Origin of the sequence: Streptomyces sp. SID11385 (genome assembly GCF_010548245.1) — a bacterium.
GTDB lineage: Bacteria > Actinomycetota > Actinomycetes > Streptomycetales > Streptomycetaceae > Streptomyces.
Window position 1 is genome coordinate 1 of the sequence record NZ_JAAGLR010000366.1, and the last position, 15505, is coordinate 15505.

15 protein-coding genes and 1 pseudogene are annotated in these 15505 nt (G+C 72.8%); 4 read left to right on the forward strand and 12 right to left on the reverse strand.

Features of this window, described 5'->3' with window-relative positions:
• A pseudogene (locus tag G3I42_RS10940) lies at window positions 1-381 on the reverse strand (MurR/RpiR family transcriptional regulator); the annotation flags it as partial.
• Between the two features lie 112 nt (window positions 382-493).
• Here G3I42_RS10940 and G3I42_RS10945 point away from each other — a divergent pair.
• Complete coding sequence (locus tag G3I42_RS10945; RefSeq protein ID WP_164284862.1) at window positions 494-1336, forward strand: EamA family transporter; 843 nt, start codon at window positions 494-496, stop codon at window positions 1334-1336.
• A gap of 159 nt (window positions 1337-1495) precedes the next feature.
• Here the strand turns inward: G3I42_RS10945 and G3I42_RS10950 are convergent, their stop codons facing one another.
• The 3 genes from G3I42_RS10950 to G3I42_RS10960 form a co-directional block, all read right to left on the reverse strand.
• Window positions 1496-1864: a holo-ACP synthase gene (locus tag G3I42_RS10950; protein WP_007826058.1), complete on the reverse strand. Its 369-nt coding sequence runs from the start codon at window positions 1862-1864 to the stop codon at window positions 1496-1498.
• A gap of 195 nt (window positions 1865-2059) precedes the next feature.
• On the reverse strand, window positions 2060-3907 hold the full coding sequence (gene glmS / locus G3I42_RS10955) for a glutamine--fructose-6-phosphate transaminase (isomerizing) (protein WP_164284865.1): 1848 nt from the start codon (window positions 3905-3907) through the stop codon (window positions 2060-2062).
• Between the two features lie 60 nt (window positions 3908-3967).
• Window positions 3968-4201 (reverse strand): hypothetical protein, encoded by a 234-nt coding sequence (locus G3I42_RS10960; RefSeq protein ID WP_164284856.1) that lies wholly within the window; start codon window positions 4199-4201, stop codon window positions 3968-3970.
• Window positions 4202-4403: 202 nt separating this feature from the next.
• Here G3I42_RS10960 and coaA point away from each other — a divergent pair, with 202 nt between their 5' ends.
• Together coaA and G3I42_RS10970 are read left to right on the forward strand one after the other, a co-directional pair.
• Window positions 4404-5390, forward strand: coding sequence for a type I pantothenate kinase (coaA, locus tag G3I42_RS10965; protein ID WP_164284868.1), 987 nt, complete (start codon window positions 4404-4406; stop codon window positions 5388-5390).
• A 212-nt stretch (window positions 5391-5602) separates the two neighbouring features.
• Complete coding sequence (locus G3I42_RS10970) at window positions 5603-6622, forward strand: phytase (RefSeq protein ID WP_164284871.1); 1020 nt, start codon at window positions 5603-5605, stop codon at window positions 6620-6622.
• Between the two features lie 78 nt (window positions 6623-6700).
• On the opposite strand, the gene G3I42_RS10975 is transcribed toward G3I42_RS10970, so the two are convergent.
• The 6 genes from G3I42_RS10975 to rplM form a co-directional block, all read right to left on the reverse strand.
• Entirely contained in the window at window positions 6701-7480 is a 780-nt protein-coding gene (locus G3I42_RS10975) for an SAM-dependent methyltransferase (RefSeq protein ID WP_164284875.1), read from the reverse strand.
• A gap of 94 nt (window positions 7481-7574) precedes the next feature.
• Window positions 7575-8528 carry a DUF389 domain-containing protein gene (locus tag G3I42_RS10980; RefSeq protein WP_164284877.1) on the reverse strand — a complete coding sequence of 318 codons (954 nt, stop codon included), beginning with the start codon at window positions 8526-8528 and terminating at the stop codon, window positions 7575-7577.
• An 87-nt stretch (window positions 8529-8615) separates the two neighbouring features.
• Entirely contained in the window at window positions 8616-8930 is a 315-nt protein-coding gene (locus G3I42_RS10985) for a hypothetical protein (protein WP_164284880.1), read from the reverse strand.
• Window positions 8931-9101: 171 nt separating this feature from the next.
• Complete coding sequence (gene glmM, locus G3I42_RS10990) at window positions 9102-10469, reverse strand: phosphoglucosamine mutase (protein ID WP_164284883.1); 1368 nt, start codon at window positions 10467-10469, stop codon at window positions 9102-9104.
• Between the two features lie 411 nt (window positions 10470-10880).
• Entirely contained in the window at window positions 10881-11396 is a 516-nt protein-coding gene (gene rpsI / locus G3I42_RS10995) for a 30S ribosomal protein S9 (RefSeq protein ID WP_007826038.1), read from the reverse strand.
• Between the two features lie 42 nt (window positions 11397-11438).
• Window positions 11439-11882, reverse strand: a complete 444-nt coding sequence (gene rplM / locus G3I42_RS11000; protein ID WP_008747498.1) for a 50S ribosomal protein L13 — start codon at window positions 11880-11882, stop codon at window positions 11439-11441.
• A 299-nt stretch (window positions 11883-12181) separates the two neighbouring features.
• Here rplM and G3I42_RS11005 point away from each other — a divergent pair, with 299 nt between their 5' ends.
• On the forward strand, window positions 12182-13054 hold the full coding sequence (locus G3I42_RS11005; protein ID WP_164284886.1) for a hypothetical protein: 873 nt from the start codon (window positions 12182-12184) through the stop codon (window positions 13052-13054).
• 69 nt (window positions 13055-13123) lie between these two features.
• Here G3I42_RS11005 and G3I42_RS11010 read toward each other — a convergent pair whose 3' ends face one another.
• Window positions 13124-13921 (reverse strand): polyprenol monophosphomannose synthase, encoded by a 798-nt coding sequence (locus G3I42_RS11010; RefSeq protein WP_164284889.1) that lies wholly within the window; start codon window positions 13919-13921, stop codon window positions 13124-13126.
• A 49-nt stretch (window positions 13922-13970) separates the two neighbouring features.
• The coding region (locus tag G3I42_RS11015) for a glycosyltransferase family 39 protein (RefSeq protein ID WP_239096383.1) at window positions 13971-15505 on the reverse strand (1535 nt) is incomplete at its 5' end.

The window sequence follows — 15505 nt, forward strand, 5'->3', positions numbered from 1 at the left end:
CAGCGTCGTGCGCAGCCCGTCGAGCGCCTCGCGGCTCGCGGCGAGCGTCGCGGCGAGGGCGCGCGCCGCCGGGTCGGCCGCGTCCCCGGAGTCCGTCTCGCCGGCCGTTCCTGGCTTTCCCGCTGGGCGTGGCGCCTGGCGCGCGGCGGCGATCTTCAGCTCCTGGAAGCCGCGGAATTCGAGCCGCTGGCACGTGCGCACGACCGAGGACGGCGCCGTCTCGGCGAGCGCGGCCACCTCGCTCACGCTCAGCCCGACGAGGCGTTCCCCCAGGTCGAGGACGGTGTGCGCGACGCGCGCCTCGGCGCCGCTCAGCCCCGAGAGGTGGGAGCGGATGTGCGCGGCGAGGTCGGCCGGTTTCTTCTCGGAATTCTGTTCCACAAAAATAGTGTACCTTGGAATTCAGTTCCGCGCCCGCCGTGCCGCAGGGAACGGGACGGCGCCGCGCGGAACCGCGTGGCCGAGCCGACCTCATCCGTGGAAGGAGACCCCTATGCCCGCCGCCGTCCCCGTGGCCGTGCTCACGGCGGCGCTGCTGCACGCCATCTGGAACGCGCTCTCGCACGCGGCCGCCGACAAAGCGGCCCGCACCGTGATGATCAACCTCGTCTACACGGTCTGCGGCGCCCTCATCGCCTGCTGCACCCCCGTCCCCGAGGCGCGCGCCTGGCCGTTCCTGATCGCCTCGGCGCTCCTGCAAGCCGTCTACCAGTGGCTGCTGCTCCAGGCGTACCGGCTCGGCGACTTCGGCCAGATGTACCCGATAGCGCGCGGCACCTCGCCCTGGCTCGTCGCGCTCGCCTCGACGGTCGTGCTCGGCGAGGCGCTGCCGGCGGGGCAGGCGGTCGGCGTCGTCGTCATATCCCTGGGCCTCGCGGGGCTCGCCCTCGCGGACGGCCTGCCGGGGCGGGCCCAGTGGCCGGCGCTCGCCGCCGCGCTCGGCACGGGGGTGATGATCGCGAGCTACACCGTCGTGGACGGGACGGGGGTGCGGGACGCGGGGACCGTGCTCGGGTACATCGGCTGGATGTTCCTGCTCCAGGGCCCCGTCCTGCCACTCCTCGCCCTGGCCCGCTGGCGCGACCGCTTCGGCGAACGGATACGGGTGGGGTGGCGGACGGGGGTGCTCGGCGGGGTGCTGTCGCTCGCGGCGTACGGGCTCGTCGTCGGGGCGCAGGCGTACGGGGATCTGGCGAGCATCGCCGCGCTTCGCGAGACGAGCATCGTGATCGCGGCGGTGATCGGGGTGGTGGTGTTCCGGGAACGACTGGGGAGGTGGCGACTTGTCGCGAGCGCGGTGGTACTGGGCGGGATCGCGGTGCTGGAGCTGGCTTAGGCGGTGCGGGGCGGGGCGGCCGGGAAGCCGCAGGGCCGGGCGGTACGGGAGCGTGCGGGCCGGGCGGTGCGGGAGCGTGCGGGCCGTACGGTGCGGGCCGGGCGGTACGGGAGCGTGCGGGCCGGGCGGTACGGGGCTGCCCCGCGTCCGCGGGAGGGCTCACCCCTCCGCGATCACGACCGCCGAGGCCACGCCGGCGTCGTGGCTCAGGGAGACGTGCCAGTGGCGGACGCCCAGTTCCGCCGCGCGTGCCGCGACCGTGCCGCGGACGCGGAGGTAGGGGCGGCCACCCGGCTCGGCGCAGACCTCGGCATCGGTCCAGCGCAGCCCGGCGGGGGCACCCAGCGCCTTGGCGAGGGCCTCCTTCGCCGCGAAGCGGGCGGCGAGCGAGGCGATGCCGCGTGGTTCGCCGTCCGGAAGCGTGGTCTCGCCCCCGGTGAAAAGACGCTCCGCGAGCTGCGGGGTGCGGCGCAGCGCCGCCCCGAAGCGGTCGATCTCCGCCACGTCGATGCCGACACCGATGATCACGGGAGCCGTTCCTCTCCGGCCGGAACGGAACCCCGGCCCGGGGAAAACCTACGCCCCGGCCCCGGCGAGCCCCTACCCACCGGGCCCCGCACACCCACCGCCCACGCCGTCCCCACGCCCACGCCCCACCCGGCACGCCCGTCGCCCCTCAGGCGTCCCGCGCACTCCGCGCACCCGCCGTCCCCCACTCCCCCCTCACTCCACCGTCACCGACTTCGCCAGGTTCCTCGGCTGGTCGACCTCGTTCCCCCGCGCGGTCGCCAGCTCGCACGCGAAGACCTGGAGGGGGACCGTCGCCACGAGGGGCTGGAGGAGTGTGGGCACCTCGGGGACCTCGACGAGGTGATCGGCGTACGGGGCGACCGCCTCGTCGCCCTCCTCGGCGATGACGACCGTCCGGGCTCCGCGCGCCCTGATCTCCTGGATGTTGGAGACGATCTTGTCGTGCAGGACCGAGCGGCCACGTGGCGAGGGCACGAGGACGACGACGGGGAGGCCCTGGTCGATGAGCGCGATCGGGCCGTGCTTCAGCTCGCCGGCGGCGAAGCCCTCCGCGTGCATGTACGCGAGTTCCTTGAGCTTGAGCGCGCCTTCGAGCGCGACGGGGTAGCCGACGTGGCGGCCCAGGAAGAGGACCGTGTCGTGCCCGGCGAGGGAGCGCGCCAGTTCGCGCACCGGTTCCATCGTTTCGAGCACGCGCTCCAGGTCGCCCGGGATGCCGGCGAGCTCCGAGACGACTTCGCCGATCTCGTCGCCGAACTTCTCGCCCCGGTGCTGCGCGAGCCACAGCGCGACGAGGTAGCAGGCGACGAGCTGGGTCAGGAACGCCTTCGTGGAGGCGACGGCGACCTCGGGTCCCGCGTGCGTGTAGAGGACCGCGTCGGACTCGCGCGGGATCGTCGAGCCGTTGGTGTTGCAGATGGCGAGGACGTGCGCGCCCTGTTCGCGGGCGTGGCGCAGCGCCATGAGCGTGTCCATCGTCTCGCCGGACTGCGAGATCGCGATGACGAGCGTGCGGTGGTCGAGGATCGGGTCGCGGTAGCGGAACTCGCTGGCCAGCTCCACCTCGCAGGGCAGCCGGGTCCAGTGCTCGATGGCGTACTTGGCGATGAGACCGGCGTGGAAGGCGGTCCCGCAGGCGACGACGACGATCTTCGACGTCTCGCGCAGCACCTCGGGCGGGACCCGCACCTCGTCCAGGAGCAGCGTTCCGGACTCATCGACACGGCCGAGGAGGGTGTCGGCGACGGCCTTCGGCTGCTCGGCGATCTCCTTGAGCATGAAGGAGGCGTAGCCGGACTTCTCGGCCGCGGAGGCGTCCCAGTCCACGTGGTACGTACGGACCTCGGCCGGGAGCCCGTCGAAACCGGTGACGGCGACGCCCTCCGGCCACACCTCGACGACCTGGTCCTGGCCCAGCTCGATCGCCGTGCGCGTGTGGTCGATGAACGCGGCGACGTCCGAGGCGAGGAAGTACTCGCCCTCGCCGACGCCGACGACGAGCGGGGAGTTGCGGCGCGCGCCCACGACCCGTTCCGGCGCGTCGGCGTGCACGGCGACGAGCGTGAAGGCGCCCTGGAGGCGCCCGCACACCTGGCGCATCGCCGCCGCGAGATCGCCGTGCGAGCCGTACGCCTCGGCGAGGAGGTGCGCGACGGTCTCGGTGTCGGTCTCGGACTCCAGGTGGTGGCCGCGGGCGCGGAGTTCGGCGCGCAGTTCGGCGAAGTTCTCGATGATGCCGTTGTGGACGACGGCGACGCGGCCCGCGTTGTCGAGGTGGGGGTGGGCGTTGGCGTCGTTGGGCGCGCCGTGCGTGGCCCAGCGGGTGTGGCCGATGCCGGTCGTCGCGCTCGGCAACGGCCGTTCCATCAGCTCCTTCTCCAGGTTGGCGAGCTTGCCCGACTTCTTCGCCGTCGCGAGCCCCCCGTCCGCGAGCACGGCGGCGCCCGCCGAGTCGTAGCCCCGGTACTCCAGGCGACGCAGCCCGGCGAGGACGACGTCAAGAGCCGACTGTGTTCCGGCATATCCCACAATTCCGCACATAACGGCAGAGTACGGCGCGGGGGTACCCGCCTCCGGAGAGCGACGCGGCCCCACCCCGCCTCATTCGCGCGCCTCCGCGAGGAGCGCCAGGTACTCGACCTCCTCGCAGCGCGGTTTGCTGCCGAAGCGGTAGGCGTCCGCCTGCGCCTCCAGGTCCTCGCCTATGTCCTCGTCGGGCAGGTCCTCGACGAGCGCGGCGAGCCGCTGCTCGCGCCGGCCGTGGCGCCCCGCGCCCGCCCCGCGCCCACTCTCTCGTCGCGCTCCGTCACGACGCCACCACCGCATACGCCCCATGCGCGCCACCCCCCGAGGGCCGAACCTACTCGCGACGCACACAGAAAATCCATAGTCGCGCGCCCCCGGACGCCCCCTCCCCGGAGGCCCGGGCGCTCCGGAAGCCCCGGACACCCCGGACACCCCGGACGCCCCGGACGCCCCGGAGACCCCCGGCCGCGTGACGCACCCCACCCCCGCCGCACGCAACATGGGCGCAACAATGGTTCGTGTGATCACCTCACCCCCGAGGAGCGCCCACCGCAGGCCGGAGGCGACTCCCTACGTGGATCTGACCAGGGACGAGTGGAGCGCGCTGCGCGCCAAGACCCCGCTGCCGCTGACGGCCGCCGAGGTCGAGAAGCTGCGCGGCCTCGGCGACGTCATCGACCTCGACGAGGTACGGGACGTCTACCTGCCGCTCTCGCGCCTGCTGAACCTGTACGTGGACGCCAACGACGCCCTGCGCGGCTCGCTCAACACCTTCCTGGGCGAGCAGGGCACGCAGTACGGCACGCCGTTCGTGATCGGTGTGGCGGGGAGCGTCGCGGTCGGCAAATCCACCGTCGCGCGCCTGTTGCAGGCGCTGCTCGCGCGGTGGCCGGAGCACCCGCGCGTCGAGCTGGTCACGACGGACGGCTTTTTGCTGCCGATGGCGGAGCTGGAGAAGCGCGGCCTCATGGCGCGCAAGGGCTTCCCGGAGTCGTACGACCGCCGCGCGCTCACCCGCTTCGTCGCGGACGTGAAGGCCGGCAAGGACAACGTGACCGCGCCCGTCTACTCGCACCTGACCTACGACATCGTGCCCGGCGAACGCCTCACGGTGGCGCGTCCGGACATCCTGATCGTGGAGGGCCTCAACGTCCTCCAGCCCGCCCTGCCGGGCAGCGACGGCCGCACCCGGGTCGGCCTCGCGGACTACTTCGACTTCAGCGTCTACGTGGACGCGCGCCCGCAGGACATCCGCGAGTGGTACCTCAACCGCTTCCGCCGCCTGCGCGAGACGGCCTTCCAGGACCCGTCCTCGTACTTCCGCAAGTACACCCAGGTCTCCAAGGAGGAAGCCCTCGCCTACGCCCGGCGGACCTGGCGCACCATCAACGAGCCGAACCTGATCGAGAACGTGGCACCGACCCGGGGCCGCGCGACCCTCGTCATACGCAAGGGCCCCGACCACAAGGTCCAACGCGTCCGCCTGCGCAAGCTCTGACGCCACGCCAAACCCACCGGAGCCCGCCGGGCCGACCGGCGCCACCGAACCCACCGCAGCCACCGCAGCCACCCGCGCCCCTCCCCCACCCCCGTCCTGATATCGCCCCCGCGCGCGGGAAGTTCACCGCTCGTTGGCCCCCCGTACCGCGGCGCGGCCGTAGATTCCGGGTGCTCGTACCCCACCAGGAACCCGGACCCCGGAAGGCTCCCATGCGCCCCCGACGCCTCGTCGCCCCCCTCCTCGTCTCCACCGCCGCCCTCGCCCTCCTCGCGCCCGCCGCGCTCGCCGCCGCTCCCGCGTTCTCCGTGACCGCCACCGTCGAGACCGAGCCCGTCGGGCACAGTGGTGACGCCGCCGACGACCCGGCGATCTGGGTCAACCCGGGCGATCCGGCGAAGTCGGCCGTCGTCGCGACCGACAAGAAGGGCGCCCTGGAGGTGTACGACCTCGCGGGCAAGCGGCTCCAGCGGATCAGCGGCGACTACGGCAACAACGTGGACGTACGGGACGACATCGTCGTCTCGGCCGACGACGAGGCCGAGGACGGCGACGGCGCGATGCACATCTACCGCATCGACCCCGCGACCCGGCAGCTCACGCACCTCAAGGACGTCGCCACCGAGGTCACCGCGCACGGCATCTGCATGTACCGCTCGCCGTCCACGGGGAAGCTCTACGCCTACCCCAACTCCCCCTCGGGCCGCTTGGAGCAGTGGGAGCTGAAGGTCAGCGGCAACAGCGTCACCGCGACGTCCGTGCGTCTCTTCGACGTCGGCGACGAGATCGAGGGCTGCTACGCGGACGAGAGGACCGGCGCGCTCTACGTCGGCGAGGAGGACACGGGGATCTGGAAGTACGGGGCCGAGCCCGGCGCCGGTACGAGCCGCACGCTCTTCGACTCGACCGCGTCCGGCGGCCACCTCACCGCGGACGTCGAGGGCATCACGGCGGCGGGCACACACCTGTTCGCGTCCTCGCAGGGCAGCGACGACTACACCGTCTACGACCGCACGAGCGGCGCCTACCAGGGCCGTTTCTCGGTCGCGAGCGGCAGTGCGACGGACGGCTGCTCGGACACGGACGGCATCGACGCGAGCGACAAGCCGCTGGGCTCCGCCTTCCCGAACGGCCTCTTCGTCTGCCAGGACGGCTCCAACTCGACGCCGGGCAGCAGCGGCAACCAGAACTTCAAGTACGTGCCGCTCGACCGGATCACGTCGAAGCTCTGAGCCGTCGCCGAGGGCTCCCGCCGGCGCCCGCCCCACGCGCCGGCGGGCCGCCCGCCACGACGGGCCCCCGCACCACCCCTACGGCACCCGCGCCACCCCCGCCCAGAACCCGCTCCGCTCCTGCGGCGGCACCCGGTCCCCCTCCTGGTACCAGTAGTTGGCCGTGACCAGTCCGGGGACGACGAGGTCGAGCCCGGTGAAGAACCGCTCGACCTCGTGGCGCGTCCGCATCCGCAGCGGGATCGCGCCGCGCCGGTAGCTGTCCTTCGTCGTCTCCTCCAGCTCGGGGTGCTCGTCCGCGGTGCCGTGCGTCAGGACGAGGTAGCTCCCGGGCGCCAGCCGGGAGACGAGCGTGCGCACGACGCCGTACGGGTCCTGGTCCTCGGGCAGGAAGTGCAGCAGCGCCACGAGGGAGAGCGCGACGGGCTGCCCGAGGTCGAGGAAGTCACTGGCCCGGTCGAGGAGTTCGGCCGGTGCGCGCACGTCCGCGTCGAGGTAGTGCGTGGCGCCCTCGGGCGTGCCGACGAGGAGCGCGGCGGAGTGCGCGAGCACGAGCGGGTCGTTGTCCGCGTAAACGATCCGGGCGCTCGGGACGAGCCCCTGCACGACCTGGTGGAGGTTCGGCTCGGTCGGGATACCGGTGCCGATGTCGAGGTACTGCCGTACGCCGCGCCCGGCCACGTACCGCGCCGCGCGGTGCATGAACTGCCGGTTCCACCGGGCGTTCTGCCGCGCGGCGGCGGGCAGGCCCTCCCCCACGGCGCGGTCGGCCGGGAAGTTGTCCACACCCCCGAGCAGCCAGTCGTAGACGCGCGCGGGGTGCGGCCTGCTGGTGTCGACGCGGGGGTCGTAACTCATGAATGCGGTCCTTCGTGGGGCGAACCTGACGCTGCTGACAGGGAGTTGACAGACCTCCAGCATGCCGCACGGTCGCCTTCGGCCGCGCCCCGGGTCAGGCCCGGCGCCGTCCGCCCCCGCCGGTCTTCTCGCGCAGCTCCGACCACAGCAGCCGCTGGGCGAGCAGGGTCAGGGTGCCGGCGAGGACGATGCCGAAGAGGTTGAGGCCGAGTTGTCCGAGAGAGCCCCGCATCTGGCCGAACTCGCCGTACGAGAGCGCGACGGCCGCGTTCGCCGCGGCCGGCACCGTCGTCACCGAGATCGCCACGCCGACGAGCAGCCCGGACTTCGAGGAGGTCAGCGAGAGGGTGCCGGCGATCCCGGCGAGGACGGCCACGACGAAGGAGAGCGCGTCGGGCGCGTAGACGAAGCCGGTGTTGGGGCGCCGCGCGTCGAGGCGCGCGTGGCTGAACAGGCCCCAGCCGTCCATCAGCAGGCCGAAGAGGACCGTCACCGCGATGGCGACGAGGAAGCCCACGACGAGGGCGAGCAGCGAACGGGCGGCGAGACGCGGGGCGCGGCGCACGAGCGACGTGGAGATCCCGGCGAGCGGCCCGAACTCGGGGCCGATCGCCATGGCGCCGACGACGAGGATCGCGTTGTCGAGCATGACCCCGCAGGCGGCGATCATCGTCGCGAGGGCGAGGAAGGCGAGGTAGGTGACGGTGAGCGTCGCGTCCTCGTTGCTCGCGTCGCTCAGCTCCTGCCACACGACGGCGTCGGCGGCGTCCCCCGGCGCCTCGCGCGCGGCTTGCTCGGCGGGTCGCGAAAGGGTCAGGTCGAGGTGCTCCGCGGTGATCCCGCCGTCCTCGCCGAGCCGGAACTCCTGGAGCCGGTCCAGGAGTTCGTCGGCCGCCTCGCGGGCGACCTCGCACTCGACGAGATCGCCCGCGGGCTCGCGGGCGGCCCCGGACAGGACGACGAGGTGGGTCACCCCCACGCTCCCGCGCAGCAGGCTCAGCAACTCCTCGGTGCGGCGGGCCGGAACGATGACACGCACATGCAGCATGCGGGGATCGTACGGGCGCGGACCGCGCACACCGCGGCCCCACCCCCTCGCCGCACCGCCACACGCAATACCTCGGCCCGCGTAACCTCAGCCCTCCACGACCGGCGCCGCCGCGTACGGGTGGACGTTGATCCGCGTCGGGGGCTCGGCGAGCAGGCCGATGATCTCGTCGCGGAGTTCGTCGGCGAGCGGGCTGTTCTCGTAGGCGTCCTTCGCCTCGTGGCTGCGGAAGATCTCGACGTTCCACAGGACGTCCGGGTCGTCGTCCTCGCGCACGATGGTGAAGCGGTCCGAGGCCCCCGACTTCTCCATGCCCTCGGTCGCCAGGGCGAACAGCTTGTCGCCGAGGCCGGGCTTGGCGCGCATCTTGATGAGGTAGGCGGGCTGGTCCTGAAGTGCCATGACTGCTCCTTCTGATCATCCTGGAATGTCGTTCCACAGCCATGGTGGAACGACATTCCAGGCTTGTCAAACGACGGGGCCGGACACGGGCACACGAAAACGGCGCGGTGGCGGGCGACCCGGTGTCCGGGGCACCCGCCACCGCGCCGGTGACAGGGGGAAGGGCTCGTACTAGCCCAGCGTCGACTTCACGACGTCCGCGAGTCCGCTCGCGACCGAGCGGGCCTGCTCGATGTCCGCCGCCTCGACCATGACCCGCACGAGCGGCTCGGTGCCGGAGGGGCGGAGCAGGACGCGGCCCGTCGTGCCGAGGGCGTGCTCGGCCTCCTCGACGGCGGTGCGGAGTTCGGGCGCCGAGGCGACGCGGGTGCGGTCGACGTCGGGGACGTTGACGAGGACCTGCGGCAGGCGCGTGACGACGGAGGCGAGGTCGGCGAGGGAGCGCCCGGTCTCGGCCATGCGCGCGGCGAGCATGAGCCCGGTGAGGGTGCCGTCGCCCGTCGTGGCGTGGTCGAGGAGGATGACGTGCCCGGACTGCTCGCCGCCGAGCGCGTACCCCTGCGCCTTCATGCGTTCGAGCACGTACCGGTCGCCGACGCCCGTCTCCTCGAAGTGCACGCCCTCGCGCTCCATGGCGAGCTTGAAGCCGAGGTTCGACATGACGGTGGCGACGACGGTGTTCTTGCGGAGCGTCCCGTGCTCGCGCATCGCGAGTGCGAGGACGGCGAGGATCTGGTCGCCGTCGATCTCGCGGCCCTCGGCGTCGACGGCGAGGCAGCGGTCGGCGTCGCCGTCGTGCGCGATGCCGAAGTCCGCCTGGTGGGCGACGACGGCGGCCTGGAGCTGGGCGAGGTGCGTGGAGCCGACGCCGTCGTTGATGTTGAGGCCGTCGGGCTCGGTGCCGATCGTCGTGATGACCTCGGCCCCGGCGCGCGCGAACGCCTCCGGGGAGACGCGGGCGGCGGCACCGTGCGCCTCGTCGAGGACGACGCGCAGGCCGTCGAGACGGTTGGGGAGGACGGCCACGAGGTGCGCGACGTACTGGTCGAAGCCCTCGTCGTAGTCACGGACCCGGCCGACGTCCGCGCCGGTCGGCCGCGACCACTCCGTGGCACCGGGCTCGCGGTGGCGGTGGTACTGGGCCTCGATGCGGTCCTCCAGCTCGTCGGCGAGCTTGTGCCCGCCGCGGGCGAGGAACTTGATGCCGTTGTCGGGCATGGCGTTGTGGCTCGCCGAGAGCATGACGCCGAAGTCGGCGCCGAGCACCCCGGTCAGGTGCGCGATGGCGGGCGTGGGCAGGACGCCGACGCGCAGCACGTCGACCCCGGCGCTCGCGAGGCCCGCGACGACCGCGGACTCCAGGAACTCGCCCGAGGCGCGCGGATCGCGCCCCACCACGGCGGTCGGCCGGTGCCCCGGCCTGCTCCCGACCTCCCCCAGTACGTGTGCGGCCGCGACCGCGAGCCCGAGCGCGAGCTCGGCCGTCAGATCGACGCCCGCGACCCCGCGTACGCCGTCCGTCCCGAAGAGCCGTCCCACCTGGATTCCTCCCGCTCGCTGTCACGAGCGACCCCGCCGTTCACCGGGCCGCCGCACTTCGCACATCAGTTGTTATACGTCATACCGCATGGGCCGGGTTCCCCCGGGGACATCGCGCGTCCGCCGGGCACGACCGGGCACCTTCGCAGGCCCCACCGGTCCCGCCCCGGCTCCCGCGCACACCCAGCGGTCTCGTCCCGCCGTCCGCGCACGCCACCGGACACCCCCCGATGCCTCCACACGCCCCCCGCGCACGCCCCGAAAACGCGCACACCCCCGGAACTCGAACGCCCGGAAACGCGCACGCCCCGGAACACGAACGCCCCGAAAAACGCGCACCCGGAAACGCGAACGCCCCGACGACACGGAACGTGCCGCCGGGGCGAACAAGCGATACGGCAAGGGCCGCGATCAGCGCTTGCTGTACTGCGGGGCCTTGCGGGCCTTCTTGAGACCGGCCTTCTTGCGCTCGACGGCACGGTCGTCGCGGCGGAGGAAGCCCGCCTTCTTGAGGGCGCCGCGGTTGTTGTCCACGTCGGCCTCGTTCAGCGCGCGGGCCACGCCGAGGCGCAGGGCGCCGGCCTGACCCGAGACGCCGCCACCCGCGATGCGGGCGATGACGTCGTAGCGGTTGTCGAGTTCGAGCACCTTGAAGGGCTCGTTGACTTCCTGCTGGTGCACCTTGTTGGGGAAGTAGTCCTCAAGGGTGCGACCGTTGATCTTCCACTTGCCGGAGCCCGGAACGATCCGGACGCGGGCGATCGCGTTCTTGCGACGGCCCAGGCCAGCGGCCGGCTGCGGCTCGCCGAAGGCGGAGGCGAGGGACTCCGAGGTGTACTCGCCCTCGACGGGGACCTCGGACTCGGTGGTGTACTGCTCGACGTCGACAGCCTCTTCGATCGGCTGCTCGGCGGTGGTCTCGGCCACGATGCTCCTCAGAATTCTGCGTGTCTTAGGGGGTGGCCGGACTTACTGCGCGACCTGAGTGATCTCGAACGGCTGCGGCTGCTGCGCACCGTGCGGGTGCTGCTCGCCCGCGTAGACCTTCAGCTTCGAGAGCATCTGACGGCCGAGGGTGTTCTTCGGGAGCATGCCCTTGACGGCCTTCTCGACGGCCTTCTCCGGGTTGTTCGCGAGGAGGTCGTCGTAACGGACCGAACGCAGACCGCCCGGGTAACCCGAGTGACGGTAGGCGAGCTTCTGGGTCCGCTTGTTGCCGGAGAGGTGCACCTTGTCGGCGTTGATGATGACGACGAAGTCACCGGTGTCGACGTGGGGGGCGTAGATCGGCTTGTGCTTGCCCCGAAGGAGGCTGGCGGCGGTCGACGCCAGACGGCCCAGGACAACGTCCCGGGCGTCGATGACGTGCCACTGGCGAGTCACATCGCCGGGCTTGGGGCTGTACGTACGCACTGGTCGTAGCCTTCGCTTCTTCTGTGATGGGTGTCTCCCGGACCGAGAACGGCCAGGGAGGGGGTCCTGACATGGCCACCACGGACGATCACGACAGCCCTGGACGCACTCGTCGACGCAAACGCGTGCGTACCGCTGGTCATCGGCTTGGTGGACCGGTGTAAGGGCCCCTCACGTGAGAATGAGCAAGCCAATACACAACGAGGAGCCAGGCTACCCGCCAGTCCCCGTACGGGTCAAAATCGTCATGCCCGTCGCACCGAGATCCGTCCGCGCGCGGTGTGACTAGTATGCGCGCCATGAGCTTTGGGCACGGGGGACCCCATGGTGACGGACGCGGTGACGGCGGCGGCTTCGGTACGGGCGGGCAGTCCCCGGACTGGAACGCGCTCGCGGAGGAGAACGCGCGGGCGAAACGCCGCAGGACCGTGCTGTGGACGGCCTTCGGCGTCGTCGCGACCGGGCTCGTCGCGGCGATCGTCGCGACCGTCGTCGTCACGGTGAACAAGGACGACGGTACGAAGAGCGACGCGGCGCACAAGAGCCTCCCGCCCACCGCGACGCTCCCCAGCCCCTCCACGAGCGCGAGCCCCCGCTTCTCCTCGGTCGCGCCCCGCCCCGTCCCGAGCCCCAGCGAGTACCTCAACAGCGCGGCCCGCGACACGGCGCCGCTCACGGCCGCGGGCCTCTTCCCCGGCGGTGAGCTGCGGCTCGACGGCGGTACGTACGACAAGGGCCCCCTCGCCGCGACGGGCGACTGCGCGGCGGCGGCCCAGGGGGCGCTCGGCGGGGTGCTGAAGGCGAACGGCTGCCGGCAGCTGCTGCGCGCGACGTACACGAAGGGCGGGGTCGCCGTCACCGTCGGTGTCGCGGTCTTCGACTCGGCGGGGGCCGCGGCGAAGGCGAAGGAGCAGGCGCGCGGGAACGTCGCCTCGCTGCCGGGGGGCGGGGTCCCCGTCTTCTGCCGCACGACGGTGTGCCGCAGCACCACCAACGCCTACGCGCGGTACGTGTACCTCACGGTGGGCGGCTTCAAGAACGGCAAGGCGGTCACGAAGGCCGACACGGACGTCTTCCGGGCGGGCGACGAGCTGTCGACGTACACCTTCCGGCAGATCTACGCCCGCGGCGTCGCGGCGGCCTCGAAGGCGGCGGCGTCCCCGGCCCCGTAAGGCCCCACCCGCCATGCGGAAGCGGCACCGGTCACGCCGAAGCGGCGCCCGGACCGCCCCGTAAGGCCCTCAGCGATCCCCCCGCATCCGCAGCCGCAACGGCACCAGCGCGCTCTCCAGTTGCGTCCGCAGCGTCATCTTCGAGGCCCCCTCCGTCCGCTCCTCGAAGCGGATGGGGACCTCGACGGCGCGGTACCCGGCGCGCGTCGCCTTGTACTTCAGCTCGACCTGGAAGCTGTAGCCCGCGCTGTCGAGCGTCGCGAGGTCGAGGTCGCGCAGGGTCGCGGCCGACCACAGGTTGTAGCCCGCGGTGATGTCGCGGATGTCACTGCCGAGCACGGCGCGCGCGTAGGCGTTGGCGAAGCGCGAGAGCAGCACGCGGTGGCGCCCCCACTCCTCGTCGAGCTGCCCGCCCTCGACGTACCGGCTGCCCACGACGAGCCCGGCGTCCTCGGCGCGCGCGGCGGCGAGCATCCGGACGACCGCCTCCACCGGGTGGCTCCCGTCGGCGTCCATCTGGACGACGAACTCGGCGTCCTCCTCCAGTGCCGCGCTCATCCCCGCGACGTACGCGCGCCCCAGGCCGTCCTTCTCGGTGCGGTGGAGCACGGTCATCCGAGGGCGGCCCGCGCCCGCCCCCGCGTTGTACTTCTCGGCCAGCTCGTCCGCCAGCTCCCCCGTCCCGTCCGGGCTGGAGTCGTCGACGATCTTGAGCTGGAGCCCGGGCAGCGGCAGCGCGAGGACGGCCTCGGCCATGCGCGGCAGGTTCGCCGCCTCGTTGTACGTGGGCATGACGACGGTGACGCGCGCGGCGTCGCCCGGCGCGGCGTTCTCCGGCGTGTCCGGTGCGGCTGACGACTGGCTCACGGGCTTGCTCCTCGGCGGAAAGGGACGGGAAGGGGGAGGTGGGGGGAGGTCAGGAGGCGTGCACCGCGCGGTCGGCGGCGCCGTCGTCGCGGGGCTTGTCCGCCGCGCTGCGCGTGTACAGCAGGACCCTGACGTTGTGGAGTTTCGCGGTGTCCGCGAGGCGGAAACCGGCGCGGATCGCCTTCGCGTTGGCGCGCGGCATGTCCCCGTACGGGTCGCTGCCGAACGCGGTCGTCACGAGCCACAGGCGCTTCGTGGTGGCGAGGCAGCTCGCGGGGCGCGGGCACTCCTGCGCCCCGTAGGACCCCAGCTCCTGCGGGGTCCGGTAGACGAGCACGTCCTTGGGGCGCGTCGCCGCGTCGCGCAGCTCGTAGTCGAGCGCGCGCCGCTCGGAGAAGGTGCCGCCGTACGCGAGCGCGTCGCCCTTCTTCTGGTGCGCGAGGAGGTACGTGGCGGCGCCCCGGAAGTCCGGCTCGCCCGCGATGTCGGCGCGCGCGGTGCGCAGCCCCGGCTGGGCCGCGAGGGTCAGCCCGGCGACCGCGACGAGCCCGAGGACGAGCCCGCCGGTCCGCAGCGCGCGCGGCCCCTCGCCGTTCAGCCGCCCGCCCGCGCGGCCGAGCGCCGCCGCGGCGAGCAGCACCCAGGCGGGCACGGTGAAGAGCAGGTAGCGCGGCAGGAAGAGGTGGAGCTGCGCGGCGGTCGCGAAGGTGAGCAGCGGCGGCAGCACCGTCCACAGCGCGAAGGGCAGCACGTGCTCGCGGACGAACAGCGCCCCCACGACCGCGAGGACGAGGACCGGGACGGCGACCGCCCAGCTCCCGAAGAGCTGCTCCGGGTACGTCTGGAGGTCGTGGAGCGTCGGGTTGTTCCACGCGATCTGCCCGCTCTGCCCACTGCCCGCGAGCGCCATCGGGAGCACGAGGCACAGCCCGATGAGCGCGGCGGCCGTCCACGCCCAGCCCGCGATGCGGTCCCCCGCGCGGCGGGCGCGGACGACGAAGGCGAGGTGGGCGGCGAGGACGCACAGCGAGGCGAGGTGGCTCCAGCCGATGAGCGGCACGGTGAGCGCGTACGCGCACCAGCCCTTGAAGCCGTGGCGTTCGAGCAGCCGCAGGAGCAGCAGCGTCGAGGCGAGCACGGCGGCCACGGCGAAGGCGTACGGGCGCACTTCCTGCCCGTACCGCGTGATGCCCGGGACCACCGCGAAGGCGAGCCCGGCGACGAGGCCGACGCGCGCGGTGAACAGGTGCCGCCCGAGCAGTCCGAGGAGCCCGGCCGCCGCCGCCATGGCGAGCGCGCCGGGGATGCGCAGGGCCGCCTCGGAGTCGCCGAAGACGGCGATCCAGAGGTGCATCCCGAGGTAGTACGGGATGAAGACGATGTCGATGGACTTGGTGAGGACGCTCAGGTCGTGCAGCGACAGCGAGGCCGCCCACCAGGTCGCGTGCTCGTCGCGCCACAGCTGGCGGTCGCCGAGCCCCGGCAGGAGCATGACGAGCGCGAGCAGCGTGGGCAGCGCGAAGACCGGCGCGGAGGTGCGCCATCCGCCCCGGTCGCGGCGCGGCGCGGGCGGCTCGGCGGGCC